Source organism: Streptosporangium canum, from assembly GCF_900113865.1.
Taxonomy (GTDB): domain Bacteria; phylum Actinomycetota; class Actinomycetes; order Streptosporangiales; family Streptosporangiaceae; genus Streptosporangium; species Streptosporangium canum.
In genome coordinates this window covers 40,025-56,200 of sequence record NZ_FOQY01000036.1, presented here as the reverse complement: position 1 = coordinate 56,200, position 16,176 = coordinate 40,025, and the positions used below count along the sequence as shown (strand labels likewise).

The 16,176-nt window shown below is 74.5% G+C and carries 16 protein-coding genes; 2 read left to right on the top strand and 14 right to left on the bottom strand.

Annotated elements, in window-relative coordinates; all coding sequences use genetic code 11:
- Window positions 1-34: 34 nt before the first annotated feature.
- Window positions 35-1,447, bottom strand: a complete 1,413-nt coding sequence (locus BM085_RS35330) for a dihydroorotase (protein WP_093891143.1) — start codon at window positions 1,445-1,447, stop codon at window positions 35-37.
- Window positions 1,448-1,500: 53 nt separating this feature from the next.
- Window positions 1,501-2,358 carry an IclR family transcriptional regulator gene (locus tag BM085_RS35325; protein WP_093891142.1) on the bottom strand — a complete coding sequence of 286 codons (858 nt, stop codon included), beginning with the start codon at window positions 2,356-2,358 and terminating at the stop codon, window positions 1,501-1,503.
- A gap of 428 nt (window positions 2,359-2,786) precedes the next feature.
- Here BM085_RS35325 and BM085_RS35320 point away from each other — a divergent pair, with 428 nt between their 5' ends.
- Complete coding sequence (locus BM085_RS35320; protein ID WP_093891141.1) at window positions 2,787-3,584, top strand: cyclase family protein; 798 nt, start codon at window positions 2,787-2,789, stop codon at window positions 3,582-3,584.
- Complete coding sequence (locus tag BM085_RS35315) at window positions 3,581-4,987, top strand: MmgE/PrpD family protein (RefSeq protein WP_093891140.1); 1,407 nt, start codon at window positions 3,581-3,583, stop codon at window positions 4,985-4,987. The genes BM085_RS35320 and BM085_RS35315 overlap by 4 nt, the downstream gene beginning before the upstream one ends.
- A gap of 136 nt (window positions 4,988-5,123) precedes the next feature.
- Here BM085_RS35315 and BM085_RS35310 read toward each other — a convergent pair whose 3' ends face one another.
- From BM085_RS35310 to BM085_RS35255, 12 genes are all read right to left on the bottom strand, one after another.
- On the bottom strand, window positions 5,124-5,543 hold the full coding sequence (locus BM085_RS35310) for a Zn-ribbon domain-containing OB-fold protein (RefSeq protein ID WP_245789883.1): 420 nt from the start codon (window positions 5,541-5,543) through the stop codon (window positions 5,124-5,126).
- Complete coding sequence (locus tag BM085_RS35305; RefSeq protein WP_093891138.1) at window positions 5,540-6,685, bottom strand: acetyl-CoA acetyltransferase; 1,146 nt, start codon at window positions 6,683-6,685, stop codon at window positions 5,540-5,542. Before BM085_RS35305 ends, BM085_RS35310 begins: the two co-directional genes overlap by 4 nt.
- Window positions 6,682-7,062: a MaoC/PaaZ C-terminal domain-containing protein gene (locus BM085_RS35300; RefSeq protein WP_093891137.1), complete on the bottom strand. Its 381-nt coding sequence runs from the start codon at window positions 7,060-7,062 to the stop codon at window positions 6,682-6,684. The genes BM085_RS35305 and BM085_RS35300 overlap by 4 nt, the downstream gene beginning before the upstream one ends.
- Complete coding sequence (locus BM085_RS35295; RefSeq protein ID WP_093891136.1) at window positions 7,059-7,535, bottom strand: MaoC family dehydratase; 477 nt, start codon at window positions 7,533-7,535, stop codon at window positions 7,059-7,061. Before BM085_RS35295 ends, BM085_RS35300 begins: the two co-directional genes overlap by 4 nt.
- The gene (locus BM085_RS35290; protein WP_093891135.1) at window positions 7,532-8,569 is read right to left on the bottom strand and encodes a RidA family protein; all 1,038 of its coding nucleotides are present in this window, start codon (window positions 8,567-8,569) and stop codon (window positions 7,532-7,534) included. The genes BM085_RS35295 and BM085_RS35290 overlap by 4 nt, the downstream gene beginning before the upstream one ends.
- A complete protein-coding gene (locus BM085_RS35285) occupies window positions 8,535-9,893 on the bottom strand; it encodes an MmgE/PrpD family protein (protein ID WP_093891134.1) in 1,359 nt (452 codons plus the stop codon). The genes BM085_RS35290 and BM085_RS35285 overlap by 35 nt, the downstream gene beginning before the upstream one ends.
- On the bottom strand, window positions 9,890-11,104 hold the full coding sequence (locus BM085_RS35280) for a CaiB/BaiF CoA transferase family protein (RefSeq protein WP_093891133.1): 1,215 nt from the start codon (window positions 11,102-11,104) through the stop codon (window positions 9,890-9,892). Before BM085_RS35280 ends, BM085_RS35285 begins: the two co-directional genes overlap by 4 nt.
- Window positions 11,101-12,102: an LLM class flavin-dependent oxidoreductase gene (locus BM085_RS35275; RefSeq protein ID WP_093891132.1), complete on the bottom strand. Its 1,002-nt coding sequence runs from the start codon at window positions 12,100-12,102 to the stop codon at window positions 11,101-11,103. The genes BM085_RS35280 and BM085_RS35275 overlap by 4 nt, the downstream gene beginning before the upstream one ends.
- Entirely contained in the window at window positions 12,099-12,785 is a 687-nt protein-coding gene (locus BM085_RS35270) for an isochorismatase family protein (RefSeq protein ID WP_093891131.1), read from the bottom strand. Before BM085_RS35270 ends, BM085_RS35275 begins: the two co-directional genes overlap by 4 nt.
- Window positions 12,786-12,837: 52 nt before the next feature.
- Window positions 12,838-14,034: a CaiB/BaiF CoA transferase family protein gene (locus BM085_RS35265; RefSeq protein ID WP_093891130.1), complete on the bottom strand. Its 1,197-nt coding sequence runs from the start codon at window positions 14,032-14,034 to the stop codon at window positions 12,838-12,840.
- Between the two features lie 49 nt (window positions 14,035-14,083).
- A complete protein-coding gene (locus BM085_RS35260; RefSeq protein WP_093891129.1) occupies window positions 14,084-14,707 on the bottom strand; it encodes a GntR family transcriptional regulator in 624 nt (207 codons plus the stop codon).
- A gap of 140 nt (window positions 14,708-14,847) precedes the next feature.
- Complete coding sequence (locus BM085_RS35255) at window positions 14,848-16,173, bottom strand: DUF4437 domain-containing protein (protein WP_093891128.1); 1,326 nt, start codon at window positions 16,171-16,173, stop codon at window positions 14,848-14,850.
- Window positions 16,174-16,176 lie beyond the last annotated feature (3 nt).

Here is a 16,176-nt window from a genome sequence, read left to right as displayed (position 1 = left end):
GGACTAGGCAAATGCCAAAACGCCGGGGACGCGGTCAGCCGCGGTGGAGGTAGGAGCCCGACGGCGGGCCGGCCGTCTCGCCGTCGTGGAAGGCGATCCGGCCGCCGACCACCGTGGTCGTCGGCCAGCCGGTCACCTCCACCCCCTCGAAGGGGCAGTGGTCCTGGCCGGAGAGCAGCAGATCGGTGGTCACGGTCCTGGTGGCCGACGGGTCGACCACGGTGAGGTCGGCGTCGAAGCCGACGGCCAGGCTGCCCTTGCGCCCCCACAGGTTGTAGGCCCTGGCCGGGTTGGCCGAGGCGACCTCGGCGATCCTCGACAGGGGCAGGCCCCGGCGCAGGTGTCCCTCGGAGAACAGCACGGGGTAGAGCAGCGCCGTACCACCGAAGCCGGGGTGGGCCGGCCACAGGTCGTCGCCCTTGTGCTCCTCCATGCAGCAGGCGTGGTCGGAGGCCACCCAGTCGATCCGGCCGTCGCGCACGCCCTCCCACAGCGCCTCGTTGTGGTCGCGGGTGCGGATCGGCGGGTTGACCTTCCCGCCGGTCCCGCCTCGGGCGTCGAGGTCGTCGTGGTCCAGGCAGAGGTGGTGCAGCGTGGTCTCCCGCCTGCCCGGCACGCGGCTCGCCGCGTCGAGGGCCTCGGCGCTGGACAGGTGCAGGAAGTTGACGTCCGCGCCGGTGTGCGCGGCGATCACGGCGGCCTCGGCGATGGCGACCTGCTCGGTGAGCGGCGGGCGGCCTTCGCTGTAGGCGCGCAGGTTCTGTACGGCTCCGCTGCTGCGGACCCGGTCGATGAACACGCGCATCAGCTCGGACTGCTCGCAGTGGAGCGACAGCGACAGCCGCCGGTCCGGACGGGAGCGCTGGACCTCGGCGAGCTTCTCCATGATGAGGAACAGGTGGCCGAGGTCGTACTCGTCGCCCATGGTGAAGGCCCGCGCGTCGCGGCTGTTGGCGGCCAGGTCGAAGCCCTTGTAGAACATGTAGTACTTGTAGGAGGTGATCCCGTGCTCGGCGACGAGCCACGGGATCTCCTCGATCTGCTCGACCGTCATCGGGGCCAGGTGGAAGCCGTAGTCGGTCCAGGCCCGGCCGCCGACCGCCGCCAGCGCCTCGGGGAAGATCGTCCGGTAGGGGCCGGTCCGGTCGAGGTAGTGCCGGCCGGTGCGGAAGTACGACAGCACGGTGGTGGCCCCGCCCACGAGCGAGGAGCGGGTCTCCTCGAAGGCGTCGAGCGCCATGTCGCGATAGATCCCGAGGTGGAAGTGGGCGTCCACCGCGCCGGGCAGCACGACCTTGCCGGTGGCGTCGATCACCTCCTCCGCCCCGTCGAGATCCTCGCCCAGCGCGGCGATCCTGCCGCCGGAGACGGCGAGGTCGGCGCGGATCTCCCCGTGGTAGGGGAGGACCAGGGTGCCGTTCTTTACAAGCAGGTCGTATCGCGTCATGGTGCGGCCGGTGGGGGCCGGCCGTCACCCCCTTCCTGGTGAGGTGTGGCCCATCAGGGCCGAGAGCTTCCTTGTGAGGTGTGACCCATCAGGGCCGAGAGACGATCGGTCGCTTCGAGCAGGGCTTCGGCGCACTCCCGCGCCTCACCCCGGAAACGCTCCAGCGGGCCGCACACGCTGATGACGCCTGCGGGTCGGCCGTGGTGGTCGAGGACGGGGGCGGCGACCGAGGCCGAGCCGGGCTGGCGCTCGGCGTTCGACTGCGCGTAGCCGCGACGGCGGATCGCCGCCAGATCCTCGCGCAGGACGTCCTCCCGGACCGGCGTGCGCTCGGTCAGCGGGGTCAGCGGGACCGTCCTGAAGTAGGTGTCGATCTCCTCGTCGGCCAGGAAGGCCAGGAACGCCTTGGAGGAGGCGCCCGCGTGCAGCGGGTAGGGGACGCCGAGGGTGACCGACATGATCACCTCGCGGCCCGGCGTCACCTGGTCGACGTAGACCCGCGAGGACCCGGTGCGGACGGACAGCGTGGCGGTCTCGGACAGGGTCCGGGACAGGCGCGCCAGCTCGGGCGCGGCGAGGCGGCGGATGTCCAGCCGGTCGAGGTAGGCCAGGCCGAGCCGCATCGTGGTCAGGCCGAGGGAGTAGCGCCGGGTCTCCTCGTCCAGTTCGACCAGGCCGCGCAGCCGCAGCGAGGCCAGGATGCGGTGGACGGCCGCCTTGGACAGGCCGAGCCTCTCGGCGATCTCGGTGACGCCCAGGGTGAGCGCCCCGGGATCGGCGAACAGCACGAGCACGTCGGCGGCGCGCTCGACGGTCGCGGCGGTCTGGCTGGCGCCTTCCGAGCCGCGGCGGCGCGGCTGCTCGGAGGTGTCGACGCCATGGTGAGGCGGCTCGGAGATATCGGTCGGCATATGGCGTTCTCCCTCATCGGCGCCCCTTCCGGTCTGCGGCGCCGGCCTCCCGGGCACGGGCTCATCGGTGCCCCTTCCGGCCTGCGGCGCCGGCCCTGGGCACGGGCTCATCGGTGCTCCTTCCCGCCTGCGTCGCGGATCACGGGCACGGGCGGGTCGGTGACGGTTCCGGTGTCGTGGAGATCTCACCACGATTCCCCGGAAACCCGCGCCGTCCGACCCGAGACATCGTCCGGCTCGCGCAGTACAGTTTGGAACAGCTTTCCGATAATTGGAACACCCTCCGGAGGTCGCGTGACCGGTGCCCAGGCCGTCCCGGGCGCCGCCACCCCGCCCGGCGCACGGAACCGGCGGCGGCGAGACTCTCCGGGAGCGACCCGGCCGCCGGCCGGAGACCTCGACGAGCCGCGCGCGAAAGGTGCCCTCTGATGCGCGAACCCTGGGAGGCGGTGGCCGGCGCCCGCGTGTTCGACCTGGCCCAGCCGATGAGCACCGGCATGCCCCAGTCGCCCAACCACCCGCCGTTCCGGATGCTGCTGGAGCGCCGGCACGGCGACGTGGTCCGAGCCGACGGCGGCTCGGCGGCCAATGAGATCATCGTCACCGGCGGGCACGTCGGCACCCATGTCGACGCGCTCGCGCACGTCTCCCACGACGGGCTGCTGCACGGCGGCAGGCGGGCGGCGGACCTGCAGAGCCATCGGGGCTTCTCCGCGCTGGGCATCGACGCCTTCGCCCCCTACGTGGGCCGGGGCGTCCTGCTCGACGTGGCGGCCGTGCACGGCGTCGCGACGCTGCCCGCCGGATACGAGGTCACGCCGGAGGATCTGGACCGGGCCGCCGCCGGGCTGGACATCGGGCCGGGGGAAGCCGTCCTGGTCGGCACCGGCTGGTCGCGCCGCTGGCCGGAGCCCGAGGTCTTCACCGGCCAGTCCCACGGCGTCCCCGGCCCCGGCGCGGCGGCCGGGCGGTGGCTGGCCGACCGGAACCCTCGGCTGGTGGGCGCGGAGACCGTCGCCTTCGAGCACGTCGCCCCGGGACGCGGCCATGCCGCGCTCCCCGTGCACCGGTTGCTCCTCGTGGAGGAAGGGATCAACATCGTCGAGACCATGCGCCTGGACGAGCTGCTCGACTCCGGCGTCCGCGAGTTCCTGCTCGTCGTCAACCCCCTGCCCGTGGTCGGCGCGACCGGTTCCCCCGTCAGGCCGCTGGCGGTGGCCCGGTGACGACGCTCGCGGACCGTCTGGCCCGGTTCGCCGCCGGCTGCCGGGACGGCGGCCTGCCCGCCGAGGTGGTCCGCGACGCCGTCGGCCGGGTACGTGACGTGCTGGGCAACTGCCTGGCCGCGCACGCGGAGGAGACCGGGGGCGGGCCGGGCGGCCCGGTGGCGGCGGTGCGCCGCGTGGTCGCCGGCTGGGGCGGCACAGCGGGCGCGGCGGCGATCGGCCTGCCGTACGGCCTGCCCGCCCCCTCGGCCGCGCTGGTGAACGGGACGCTCGCCCACGCCCTCGACTTCGACGACACCCACCTGCCGTCCGTCCTGCATCCCAGCGCCTCGGTCGTGCCCGCCGCGCTGGCCGCCGCCGAGGACGCGGGCGCGGGCGGCGCGGCCCTGCTCGCCGCCGTGGCGGCGGGCGACGAGGTCTGCGTACGGCTCGGCATGGCCTCCTACCTGCCGGAGCTGCGCAACTCCCTGTTCTTCGAAAAGGGCCTGCACGCCACCTCCATCTGCGGCACGATCGGCGCCGCCGTGGCCGCCGGGCTGCTCTACGGGCTCGACGCGGAAGGGATCGCCTCGGCGATCGGCGTCGCCGCCAGCATGGGCGCCGGGCTGCTGGAGGCCAACCGGACCGGCGGGACGGTGAAACGGGTCCACTGCGGGTGGGCGGCGCACGCGGGCGTGACGGCGGCGACGCTCGCCCGTGAGGGGCTGACCGGCCCGCCCACCGTGCTGGAGGGCCGTTTCGGGTTCTTCGCCGCCTACCTCGACGGCCGCCACGACGCGGACGCCCTGCTGGCCGGGCTCGGCGAGCGCTGGGAGGTCGTCCGGACGGCCTACAAGCCCTATCCGGCCAACCACTTCACCCACCCGGCCATCGACTGCGCGCTGGCCCTGCGCGCGCGGGGACTCGACCCGGACGACATCGAGGAGATCGAGCTGGGGGCGCCCGCCCCCGCGCTGCGCACCATCGCCGAACCGCACGAGGAGAAGATCCGCCCGCGTTCGCCGTACCACGCGAAGTTCTCCGGCCCCTACACGGTCGCGACGGCCCTCCTGGGCGGCGGCGGCCTCGGGGTCTACCTCGACGACTTCGCCGAGCTCCACCCGCGACGGCTGGCCCTGGCCGCGCGGGTCAGGTGCGTCGCCGACGAGCGCGCCTCCGAGCTGTTCCCCATGAGCTTCGGCGCCGTCCTGCGGGTGCGCGTCAGGGGCGGGGCCACGCTCACCCACCGGGTGGACTCCTCCAGAGGCGGTCCGGACAACCCGCTGTCGCCCGGCGAGCTGGCGCTGAAGTTCCGGCTCAACGCCGCCCGCGCCCTGCCGGCGTGGGAGGTGGCCGCCCTCGACAGCCGCATCGCCGCCCTGGCCACGTCACCCTCGTGCGCCGGGCTGGCCCGCCTCGGATGAGCCGGGCCGCGCGCCCGATCACCCGAGGGACCCCCTTCGCCGCCCCGGAGCCCGCCCCGCCGCCCCTCACCGCCCCCGGGGCCTTCGGGACCTGCGTCGTCGGCCCGGAGTCCGCGTCGTCACCCCGGGACCCGCGTCACCTTCCCGGAGCCCTCGGCCAGTCCCGCGCCGGCCGGAACACGGGCAGGTGCCGGCCGTCGGGCAGGGGCTGCCAGGCCACGCGTACCGGCAGGTCGCAGGTCCAGTCGGTGTCGCCGACCAGGTGGGTGAGCAGGATGGGCCCCTCGGCGAGCCGGACCCGGGCGACGGTGTAGGGCGGCTCGAAGCCGGGCGCGGGAGCGCGGTGGACGACGGTGAAGGAGTCCACCACGCCGAGCCCCGACACGGGGGCGTACTCCAGCTCGGTGCCGCCGCAGGCCGTGCAGAGCCATCGCGGGTAGTGCTGGCGCCGGCCGCAGGCGAGGCAGCGCTGGACGACCAGCAGCCGTCGCCTGGTCGCCTCCCAGAACTCCTCGGTCACCGGTCCACTGGTCGCCTCCCGGAAATCCTCGGTCACCGGTCCACCCCCAGCAGGACGGTGGCGTGCGCGGACAGGATGCCGCCGGTGCCGTGCGCCAGCGCGACCTCGGCGCCGGGGACCTGCCGGTCGCCGCACTCCCCGCGCAGCTGCCTGACCGCCTCGACCAGGAGCAGCAGGCCGTACTGCCCCGGGTGGTTGTAGGAGAGCCCGCCGCCGCTGGTGTTGACCGGGAACGCGCCGCCCGGTCCGGTCCGGCCGCCGGCGACGAAGTCGCCCGCCTCGCCCGCGCCGCAGAAGCCGAGCCCCTCCAGGGTGAGCAGCACCGTGATCGTGAAGGAGTCGTAGATCTGGGCGACGTCCACGTCGCCGGGGACGAGCCCCGCGCGGGCGAAGGCCGCCGCTCCGGAGTGGACGGCGCCGGTGACGGTGAGGTCGTCGGCGGCGGCCATGGAGGTGTTGGTGACGCACTCGCCGTACCCGAGCACGCGCACCGGCGCGCGCCGCAGGTCGCGGGCGCGCTCCAGCGAGGTCAGCACGACGGCGCCGCCCCCGTCGGTGACCAGGCAGGCGTCGGCCGTGGTGAGAGGGGAGGAGACCATGGGGGCCGACAGCACGTCCCGGACGGTCAGCGGCGCGCTTCCGTACCGGTAGGCCTTGGGGTTGAGCAGCGCCCAGTCCCGCGCGGCGACCGCCACCTCGGCCAGCGCCTCGCGTTTCACGCCGAAGACGTGCATGTACCGCTGCGCGGCCATCGCGTAGTAGGAGAAGGGGTAGAGCGGGCCGTAGGGCGCCTCGAACAGCGCCTCGGGCGTGTGCTCCTCGACGACCCCGGCCAGCGACCGCGACCTGGCCGAGCGCTGGTTCGAGGCGTAGGAGATCACCACGGTACGGCACTGCCCGGCCTCGATGGCCTGGGCGGCGCGCGCGACGTACATCTCGAAGGCGCAGCCCCCCGCGAACGTGGACTCGGTCCAGACGGGCCGCAGCCCCAGGTAGTCGGCGACCTGGGTGGCGGAGAAACGGGACACGCCGCAGGTGGCGAGCCCGTCCACGTCGGACAGGACGAGTCCGGCGTCGGCCAGCGCCCTGGTGACGGCCTGCGCCTGCAGGGTCAGGACGGACTCGCCGGTGATCCCGAGATCGGACTCGGCGGCTCCGGCGATCGCCACGCCGGTCACGGCAGCACCGCCTGGGCCGTCCCGCCGGCCGCCACCCGGTCCGCGACGAGCACCTTCTGCTCGACCGTGACCAGCGGCCCCTCGACGCCGGTGACGACGCCGGTCACCCGGACGCTCTCCCCGGCGAACACCATGGACAGCAGGCGGAACCGCAGCCGCCGCAGCCGGGCGTCCGGCCCGAGCCAGTCCTGCACCTGCTCGGCGAGGAGCGCGCCGAACAGCTGCCCGTCCACCACGGGGCGGTCGAGCCCTCTGGCCCGGAGATAGGCGGCGTCGTGGTGCAGCCGGTGCCAGTCCCAGGTGGCCCCCGCGTAGGCGATCATGTCGGCCGCCCCGATCGTGCGCTCCAGCGCCGGGACCTCGTCTCCGGCCTTCACGGGATCTCCACGTAGATCAGCGTCTCCTCGTTGACCGCCAGCAGTTCGCCCCGCTGGTTGGTGTAGGTGGCCCGGGAGATCACGAACAGCTTCCCCGCCTTCTCCTCGGCGCTCTCGATCCGCCAGGTCGCGGTGATCACATCGTCGGGGTGGACCGGCTGGTGGAAGGTGTAGTCGTTGCCTCCGCGCACCAGCCGGGCGCCCGGCACGTCGAGGTGCCAGGAGTGCCCCGCGTAGCCGTCGGCGTCCATGGGCAGCCCGGCGTACTGGTTGGTCTCGCAGATCAGCGTGGGCGGGGCGACGACGTCCCGGTAGCCGTGCGCCCTGGCGTGGCCGGCGTCGGTGTAGAGCGGGTTGTCGTCGCCGACCGCCAGCGCGAAGTAGCGCAGCGCCGCCCGCCCCAGCGGCTCGGGCGCCGTGTAGGCGACCTCCCTGCCGACCAGTTCCCTGATCTCCTCGACGGGCAGGTTCACGGGCGCACCGCCATCGGGACGACCTCGATCAGGAACTCCGGGCGCAGCAGCGCCGAGCAGACCACCGCGCTGACCGGCGCCCGGCCGAAGTGGCGCGTCCGGAGGGCGGCCAGGTCCGGGTGGGCGGCGACGCCCGCGGGGGTCACGTACTCGACCAGCCGCACGACGTCCGCGCCGCGGAGCCCGGCCTCGGCGAGGACCGCCGTGATCCCCGCGTAGACGAACTCGGCTTGGGCGGCCAGGTCGCCGTCGAAGACCGCCTTCTGGGTGGCCGGGTCCAGTGCCCCGAAGCCCGACATGAACAGCGTGTCCCCGGCCGCGACACCGGGCCGGTAGGTCAGCGTCTCGTACCGGCTCCACCCCGGGTTGACCGTACGCGGCGGCGCGGTCGAGCCGAGCGCGTCCAGGGAGGCCATCGCGCCCGCCAGCACGGGCCGGTCCACCAGGATTCCCGCCGCGCCGGGGAAGACGGGCAGGCCGTCGGCGCCGGTGCCGCCGAGCAGCTCCCTGCGGGGGCGGCCGCAGCGGGGGTATTGGGCCCGGGTCGCGGTCGCGGTGTAGTCGACGGTCCGCACCAGCGCGCCGGGTCCCAGCCCGGCGGCCTTGAGCAGCTCCGCGGCCCGGTCCAGGCAGTATCGGTACTGGGCCCGGAAGTCGCCCGCGTGGACCAGGCCCTCGGCGTCGCACGGCTGGATCCCCGGCAGGTAGACCACCTCGCCGGCGACGCGCAGGCTTCCCCGGTGGAAACCGGCGTCGGGGTGCGCGACGACCAGGTCGCCGCCGCCGGGGAAGGCGGTCAGCTCCACCGCGTAGGGGCCGGGCCCGAGGAGCCCCGCGACCGCGACGGTCGCCACCGGCACGGCGTGCCCGCCGAGGAACCCCTCCCGGGCCGCGCTCACGCTCGCGTAGTCGTCCAGTGCCCCGGCGGTGACGTATTCGACGACATGGACGAGGTCGCCCACGGCGAGCCCCGCCGTGTCCAGCAGGGCCGCCGCACCCTCATATCCGGGTACGGCGGGCAGGTGAACGGTCATAGGGTCCTCTCAACGCGGCCATCAGGGATGTCAGGTCGGGCAGGCGCTCCAGCTCGTCGACCGTCGCGGCGATCGTCTCGTCCCCCAGGTTGGCGGCGGCCTTGGCGCGCACCAGCTCGTCCAGGGCCGGATCGTCCGGCCCGCCGCCGCTGTGCTCGACCGCCGCCGCCACCCGGGAGCCGTCGGCGAGCAGGGCGCTCACCCGGCCCGGCTGGCAGGCGGCGACTCCGCCGAAATCGACCGGTTCGTGGCGCACCCTGGCGGCCAGCGCCACCACCTCGGGCCGGTCCAGGTCGTCGAAGGTCGCCACGGTCAGCGCGCCGTCGACGAGCAGCGCCGCCAGGCACCAGGGCAGGGAGAACTTGGCGGCGTACGCCGAGGCGGGCCGTTCCCTGCCCGGCCCGCACACGAACTGCGCCGCGTCCGGATGGATCTCGACGACGATCTCGTCGACGTCGCGCCCGCCGAGCTTCGGGCGCAGCCTGACGGCCGCGTCCAGGGCGGCGTGGCTGAGCTGGCACACCGGGTAGGGCTTGATCGTGATCCGGGTCAGCTCCCACCGTTCCCCCAGCCCGGCCAGGACGGCCGCGCCCCCGACCGGCCGGCCGGCCAGCGCGCCGTACAGCCCGTAGCGCCCCTCGAACACGCTCGCCGGCCCGGTCGCTCCCGCGGCGGCCAGCCGCGCCGCCAGCACCCCGCCCTGGGCGGCCAGACCGGGGTGCAGCTGCTTGGTGGACGCGCCCGTGCCGACGGACTCCAGCAGCCCGCCCGCCTGGCTGCCCGCGATGCCCAGGGCGTTCACCGCCTGCTCGGGCGGGAGCCGGTAGAGCCGCGCGGCCGCCAGCGCCGCGGCGAACACCCCGCAGACGGAGGTGGCGTGCAGGCCGCGCGCGTGGAAGCCGTGCGGTACGGCGGCGCCGAGCCTGCAGATCGTCTCCAGCCCGGCGGCCAGCGCGACCGCGACCTCGGCGCCGCTCGCGCCGACCTCCTCTCCCACGGCCAGTACGGCGGGCAGCACGGGCGCGGTCGCGTGCACCAGGCCCCCGGCGTGGGTGTCGTCGAAGTCGAGCGCGTGGACGAGCGTGCCGTTCGCCAGCGCGGCGGCCGGCGCGCCCACCCTCCCGGCGACGCCGATGATCGTGGCCTCGGGCGGCCCGCCGAGCGCCGACGCGACGTCGACGGCCGGCCGCGCGGCTCCGGACCGGGCCGCGGCCACCGCGGCGCCCAGCCCGTCGAGCAGGTGCCGCCGCACCGCCGGGGCCGCGTCGCCGGGGACCCCCCGCAGGTCCAGCGCCCAGCGGGCCAGCTCGGCCGCGACGGTCATCGCGCCGGCTCCTGCGGCCCGAAGGCGCCGCCCCGCCGCAGGGCGGCGATCCGGGGGGCATCGTAGGAGAGCACCTCGCGCAGCACGTAGCCGGCGTCCTCGTCACGGCGCGGAGCCCGGCGGTAGGAGGGGCGTTCCCCGCCGACCCGCACCGGGGACGCCAGGTTGCGGAGCGTGCCGTAACGGGGGTGTTCGGTCTCCACGACGAGGTCGCGCGCGGCCGTGTGCGGCTCCGCGAGCGCCTGCTCGACCGTGTTGACCGGCCCGCAGGGCACTCCGGCGGGGGTGAGGAGGGCCAGCCAGCGCGCGGCCGTACGGGATCGGAAGATCTCCTCCAGCAGGGGAAGCAGCTCCCCGGCGCGTTCGGCGCGCCGGGCGAACGTGCCGTAGGGGGAGTCCGGCCCCGCCCACTCGGGACGGCCGACGGCCTCGGCGAGCCGCCGCCAGAACTTCTCCTTGGCGCAGCCGACCACGATCCAGCCGTCGGCGGTCTCGAAGACCTGGAAGGGGACCAGCGAGGGGTGCGCCGAGTGCCGGGTGCGCGCCGGGGTGTAGCCCGCGTTGAGGTGCCAGACCCCGGGATAGGTGAGCAGCGAGACGGCCGTGTCGTACAGCGACACGTCGCAGTCCGTCCCCACGCCGTCGCGCCGGGCGGCGTGCAGCCCCGCCATGAGGGCCAGCGCCGCGACGAACCCGCCGGAGTAGTCGACCATCGACAGGCCCGACTTGGCCGGCGGCCCCTCGGGCTCGCCGGTGACGTCCATCCACCCGGCCAGGCCCTGCAGGATGTAGTCGTAGCCGGGTTCGGCCGCTCGCGGCCCGGTCATGCCGAAGCCGGTGAGCGAGCAGCACACGATGCGCGGGTTGAGGTGCTTGAGCGCCCCGTAGGTGAGGCCCATCCTCCGCGGCACGTCACCGCGCAGGTTGGAGTAGACCGCGTCGGCGCCGCGCACCAGGTCCTCGAACACCTCGCGGCCGCCGGGGGTGGCGAGGTCCAGCGACAGCGACCGCTTGTTGCGGTTGAAGGCCTCGAAGAAGAGCGAGTCCCCGCCGTCGGCGTAGGGCGGCACGTAGCGGCCGACGTCGCCGCCCGAACGCGGTTCCTCGATCTTGATGACCTCGGCGCCGAGGTCGGCCAGGTGCAGCGAGCCGAAGGGGCCCGCGCCGTACTGTTCGAGGCTGATGATCCGAATGTCTTCCAGCGGCCTCACGTCAGGTCTCCGATGAGCTCGATGATGCGGTCCTGGGCGTGGCGGGTCTCCTCGGCGGGGATCCCGTGGGTGGGCGGGGTGAGTTTGACCGTGTCGGCGAGCCCCTCGTAGGCGCGGAGCCGCTCGCGGACCTGCCGCGCCGTGCCGGACAGGGTCAGGGCGCCGACCATGTGGTCGGGTACGGCCCCGGCCAGGTCGCCGGCGCCCGAGCCGCTCCGGAACGCCTCGACCACCCGGGCCTGTTCCCCGGCCAGGCCGTGGAAGTCGAAGAGGCCGGCGTAGGCGCGCACGGTGGCGTAGAAGCCGACCCCTCCGGCGGCTCTGCGGCGGGCGGCCCTCGGGTCCTCGTCGATGGAGCAGCAGGCGGAGACCACGACGTCGAGATCGGAGCGCGCGCGCCCGGCCAGGCCCTCGCCGATCCGGGGCAGCAGCCGGTCGCGCAGGTAGTCCGGCGAGCACAGCTCGTGCGAGATCCAGCCGTCGCCGATCCCGGCCGCCAGGCGGGTCATCGCGGGCCCGACGGCCGCCAGGTAGACGGGGATGCGGTCGCGGGCGGCGGGGAAGGGCCGCCGGTAGCCCCTGATCAGCAGGCCCGGCGCGTCGATCGGCTCCCCCGTGCCGCAGCGCGCGACGAATTCCCTGATCGCGGCGACGGTCTCGCGCAGCCGGGCCACCGGCCTGTCCCAGCGCACGCCGTGCCAGTCCTCGTTGAGGCGGCGGACGCCGCTGCCCAGGCCCAGGACGAACCGGCCGCCCGACAGCTCGTCCAGGTCCAGCGCCTCCAGCGCGAGGGTCATCGGGCTGCGGGTGAAGGCCAGGGCGACGGCCGTGCCGACCCGGGCGCGGGTGGTGGCCCCGGCGAGCGCGGCGGCGCTCACCGTCGCGCTGCGGTGCAGCTCGGGCACCCACACCGCCTCGGCGCCCGCGTCCTCGGCGGCCTTGGCTGCGGCGGCCAGCTCGCCGAGCGTCTCGCCCCAGGGGCCGTAGGTGATCCTCATGCGGCCGGCGGTCCGTTCCCGGCCCGGGGGAGGCCGCCCCCGCCGAGCCGTTCCGTCACGGCCTGAGGGAGGCCGCTCCCGCCGAGCCGTTCCGTCACGGCCGCCTCGTCCCACACCTCGCCGTACTTGGCCTGGATGTCGAACAGGCCGGCCTCGTGCGGCCGGGGGGCGCGGTCGCCGACCGCCTGCCGGACCACGATCGGCACGAAGCCGTGCTGCACCGCGTCGACGGCGCTGGCGCGCACGCAGCCGCTGGTGGACACGCCCGTGATGACGAGAGTGTCGGCCCGCAGCGCGTTGAGCGTCGAGGCGAGCGTGGTGCCGAAGAAGGCGCTGGCGTACTGCTTGACGATCACCACCTCCTCCGGGCCGGGGGCCACCTCGGGCATCAGCCGGCCGAGCGGCCCGTCGCCGACGAGGTGGCGCAGCGGGGCGACCTTGCGGAAGAACAGCCCGCCGTCCACGCCGCCCGGGCCGAACGCGACCCGCGTGTGGATCACCGGGACGCCCGCCGTACGGGCGGCGGCCAGAACCCGGGCCGCCGACTCCAGGCAGTCGCGGGAGCCCAGGAACAGCTCGCCGCCGGGCTCGAAGTAGGCGCGCATCAGGTCGATGAGGATCAGCGCGGGCCGCTCCCCGAACGGCAGGGAGCGTCCGAACACCTCGTCGTGGTCCCTGATCATGCGCGGGCGGGGGAGCGGGGGACGGGCGGACGGCGCATGGAGGCTCCTCGTGTCAGATGATTCCCGCGGCCGACAGGGCGGCGATCTCCTCGGCGGTCAGGCCGAGCAGCCCCCGGTAGACGTCGTCGTTGTGCTGGCCGAGCGCGGGTCCCGCCGTGCGGACGCCGCCGGGGGTGGCCGAGAGCTTGGGGACGACGTTCTGCATGGCCAGCTCGCCGAAGTCGGGGTGCGGCACGCGGACGATGGCCTCGCGGGCGGCGAAGTGCGGGTCCTCGAACATGTCCTTGGCCGTGTAGACGCGCCCGGCGGGAACGCCGCCCTCGTGCAGTGCCCTGAGCAGGTCCTCGGCGGGGATCGACGCGGTCCAGGCGGCGATGATCTCGTCGAGTTCGGCCGCGTTCCCGCCGCGCGCGCCGTGGGTGGCGTATCGCTCGTCGGCGGCCAGCTCCGGCCTGCCCATCACGGCCGCCAGGCGGGAGAAGACGCTGTCCTGGTTGGCGGCGACGAGGATGGAGTCGCCGTCCCCGGTCGGGTAGACGTTGCTGGGCGCGACGTTGGGCAGCACGGGGCCGGTGCGCTCGCGCTGGTAGGCGGCCTGCTGCCATTCGGGCAGCATCGACTCCATCATCGCCAGCACCGCCTCGTAGATGGCCGAGTCGACGACCTGGCCCCGCCCGCTGCGCTCCCGCTCGTGCAGCGCCACCAGCGTGCCGACGCAGGCGTGGGTGGCCGCCAGCGAGTCGCCCAGCGATATCCCGGTGCGCGACGGCGGCCGGTCGGGGTCGCCGGTGACGTGCCTGATGCCGCCCATGGCCTCGCCGATCGAGCCGTATCCGGCGCGGGGGGCGTAGGGGCCGGTCTGGCCGAAACCGGTGACGCGGGTGACGACCAGCCGGGGGTTGAGCTCGTGCAGCCGCTCGGGCGACATGCCCCAGCGCTCCAGCGTGCCGGGCCGGAAGTTCTCCAGCAGCACGTCGGCCCGCTCGACGAGCCGCCTGACCAGATCCTGGCCCTCCTCGGTGCGCAGGTCGCAGGTGACCGACTTCTTGTTGCGGGCGACGACCGGCCACCACAGCGACTGCCCGTACGGCTTCTCCCTGCCCCACTGCCGCATCGGGTCGCCCCTGCCGGGGTCCTCCACCTTGATCACCTCGGCGCCGAAGTCGCCCAGCAACTGGCCACAGAACGGCCCGGCGAGCAGCTGGCCGAGCTCGACGACGCGGACGTCGCCGAGGGGAAGTCCTCTCATCGCCTCTCCTTGAGCGTGCGGACCCCGGTCTTCAGCCGTGGGAAGGATGTCAACGCCTCTCCCTCGGGCCGAGCAGCGAGGCGCGCGCCGAGAACAGGTGGGCGCGCATCACCGCCTCGGCCCAGTCCGGATCGCCCGCCCGCACGGCCGCCGCGATCTCGATGTGGTGGTCGACGCTGCGCCGCATGGCCTCCTCGTCGAAGGCGCTGTAGGTGCGCAGCAGCACGGGCGAGTGGACCAGCGAGCTGATCGACTGGGCGAGTACGGCGCTGCCGCCGAGCCGTACCAGCGTCTGGTGGAACTCGGCGTTGAGCCGGTAGACCGCGTCGAGGTCGTGGCGGCGGGCGTGCTCCCCGAGGGTCACCGCCACCTCGCGCAGCCGTTCGGCGTCCTGCTCGGTCGCGGTGGTCGCGGCCCGCCGGGCGGCCAGGCCCTCGATCCCGGCCCGCAGCTCGAAGATCGTCTCCAGGTCGGCGCGGGGGTACTCCATGACCTTGGCGCCCCTGTTGGCGGTGATCTCGACGAGCCCCTCGGCCTGGAGCTGTCGCAGCGCGTCGCGGACCGGGGTGCGGCTGACGCCGAGCGTCTCGGCCAGCTCGACCTCGCCCAACCGGTCGCCTGACGCGTATCGGCCGACGAGGATCAGGCCGCGAAGGTCATCGACTGTCGACATGTATACATCCTTATGGGTTTCTCCGGCTAATCATGGAAGATAAGCGGGTTTTTGGCAATCATCTGCATACAATTCCATGATCTGCGACGTCCGGGGTCGATGGCCGCCGGACGGGGCGGGCCCAGAGGGGAACGGGCGGGTCACATGCCGTCGGCGTCCCACCGGCCGCGGGAGCGGCTGCGGACCGGCAGGCTGGAGAGGATGGGGGCGGGGACGGGGTCGCCCTGCTTCCAGGCGCGGCCGTGGCCCCGGTTGTGGGCGCCGGCGTCGGTGCGCTCTCCGGGGTGTTCGAGCGATCGGGGGTCGGCTCCCCAGTCGGCGGCCAGGCCGTGGGGGTCGTGAGGGCCGTCCATGTGACCGTGCTCGTGAGGGGCGTCGGCGTGACCGTGGTCGTGGTCGCCGTGAGGGCCGTTCGCGTGGTCGTGGTCGTGGTCGCCGTGACGGCCGTCCGCGTGGTCGTGAACGTGGTCGCCGTGGCCGCCCTGGAGGCGGGCCGCGTCGAGGGCCTTGGCGATGGCGAGCAGGCTCCTGTCGGCGCCGTGACCGTGCGGGACGTGGTCGGCGTCGGCCGCGCCCCGGGAGCGGGCGTACGCCAGGGAGGCCCGCAGGTCCGCCAGGTCGCGCGCGCTCCGCCGGTCCGAGCCCCTGCCCAGGTCGTGAGCGGACTGGGACCAGCGCATGCGGCCGCCGCCGGTCCCCCCGTAGTTGACGGCCTCGCCGCCCCAGCGCACCCACGCGTTCTGGGTGTACCAGTTGTGCAGTTCGCCGTCGGAGCGCAGCAGCCAGGTCGCGCCGCCCTCCATCGTGGTGAAGTGGCCGTGCTTGACGCGGGCCGGCCTGAAGAAGTAGGTGCCTAGGTCCAGGGTGCCGAAGTTGTACTCCATGTGCCCCTGGACGGTGTAGGCCTCCTCGTAGCAGGGGTGATGGGCCAGGCGGTGGTCGGACCAGCCGCCCTGGGCGTGGACGAGGCGGGTGTAGAAACCCGTGACCGGGTCGACCCGCAGGTATTTGATGAACAGGCCGGGCATGGGGCCGGGGTTGGGCACGGCGTCCCAGCGCATGGCCTCGGTGTCGAGGACGACGACGTCGTCGCGGGCGCCGGGCCGGCGGGGGGCGTGGAGGTCGAAGCCGGCGTCGCCGTACTCGCGGTAGTGCAGGATCCGCGTGCCCTCGGCGAAGGTGATCGCCTCGGTGGGCACGCCCCGGGGCGCGTGGACGTAGCCGCCCCTGCCGAGACGGCGCCCGCCGTACGTCATCGTGCCCTGGAGCACGTAGTACTCGGTGTCGGCGTGGTGGACGCCGGGGCCGCGCCCCCAGTCGGTGCGGAAGTCGATCCGGAGGGAGGAGGAGCCGTCCTCCTCGTCGACCGACAGCCGCCGCTCGCCGGCCCGGCCCTCGCCGCCGACCAGCTCGGCGGCGTGCCAGACGTAGTCGCCCTCGTGGATCAGTTCGACATGCGGTCGCATGGA

Coding starts and splice junctions, on each gene's coding strand:
- BM085_RS35330 (WP_093891143.1), bottom strand. CDS start 1,447: ATGACGCGATACGACCTGCTTGTAAAGAACGGCACCCTGGTCCTCCCC.
- BM085_RS35285 (WP_093891134.1), bottom strand. CDS start 9,893: ATGACCGTCGCGGCCGAGCTGGCCCGCTGGGCGCTGGACCTGCGGGGG.
- BM085_RS35290 (WP_093891135.1), bottom strand. CDS start 8,569: ATGACCGTTCACCTGCCCGCCGTACCCGGATATGAGGGTGCGGCGGCC.
- BM085_RS35265 (WP_093891130.1), bottom strand. CDS start 14,034: ATGAGAGGACTTCCCCTCGGCGACGTCCGCGTCGTCGAGCTCGGCCAG.
- BM085_RS35320 (WP_093891141.1), top strand. CDS start 2,787: ATGCGCGAACCCTGGGAGGCGGTGGCCGGCGCCCGCGTGTTCGACCTG.
- BM085_RS35260 (WP_093891129.1), bottom strand. CDS start 14,707: ATGTCGACAGTCGATGACCTTCGCGGCCTGATCCTCGTCGGCCGATAC.
- BM085_RS35275 (WP_093891132.1), bottom strand. CDS start 12,102: ATGAGGATCACCTACGGCCCCTGGGGCGAGACGCTCGGCGAGCTGGCC.
- BM085_RS35255 (WP_093891128.1), bottom strand. CDS start 16,173: ATGCGACCGCATGTCGAACTGATCCACGAGGGCGACTACGTCTGGCAC.
- BM085_RS35325 (WP_093891142.1), bottom strand. CDS start 2,358: ATGCCGACCGATATCTCCGAGCCGCCTCACCATGGCGTCGACACCTCC.
- BM085_RS35270 (WP_093891131.1), bottom strand. CDS start 12,785: ATGATCAGGGACCACGACGAGGTGTTCGGACGCTCCCTGCCGTTCGGG.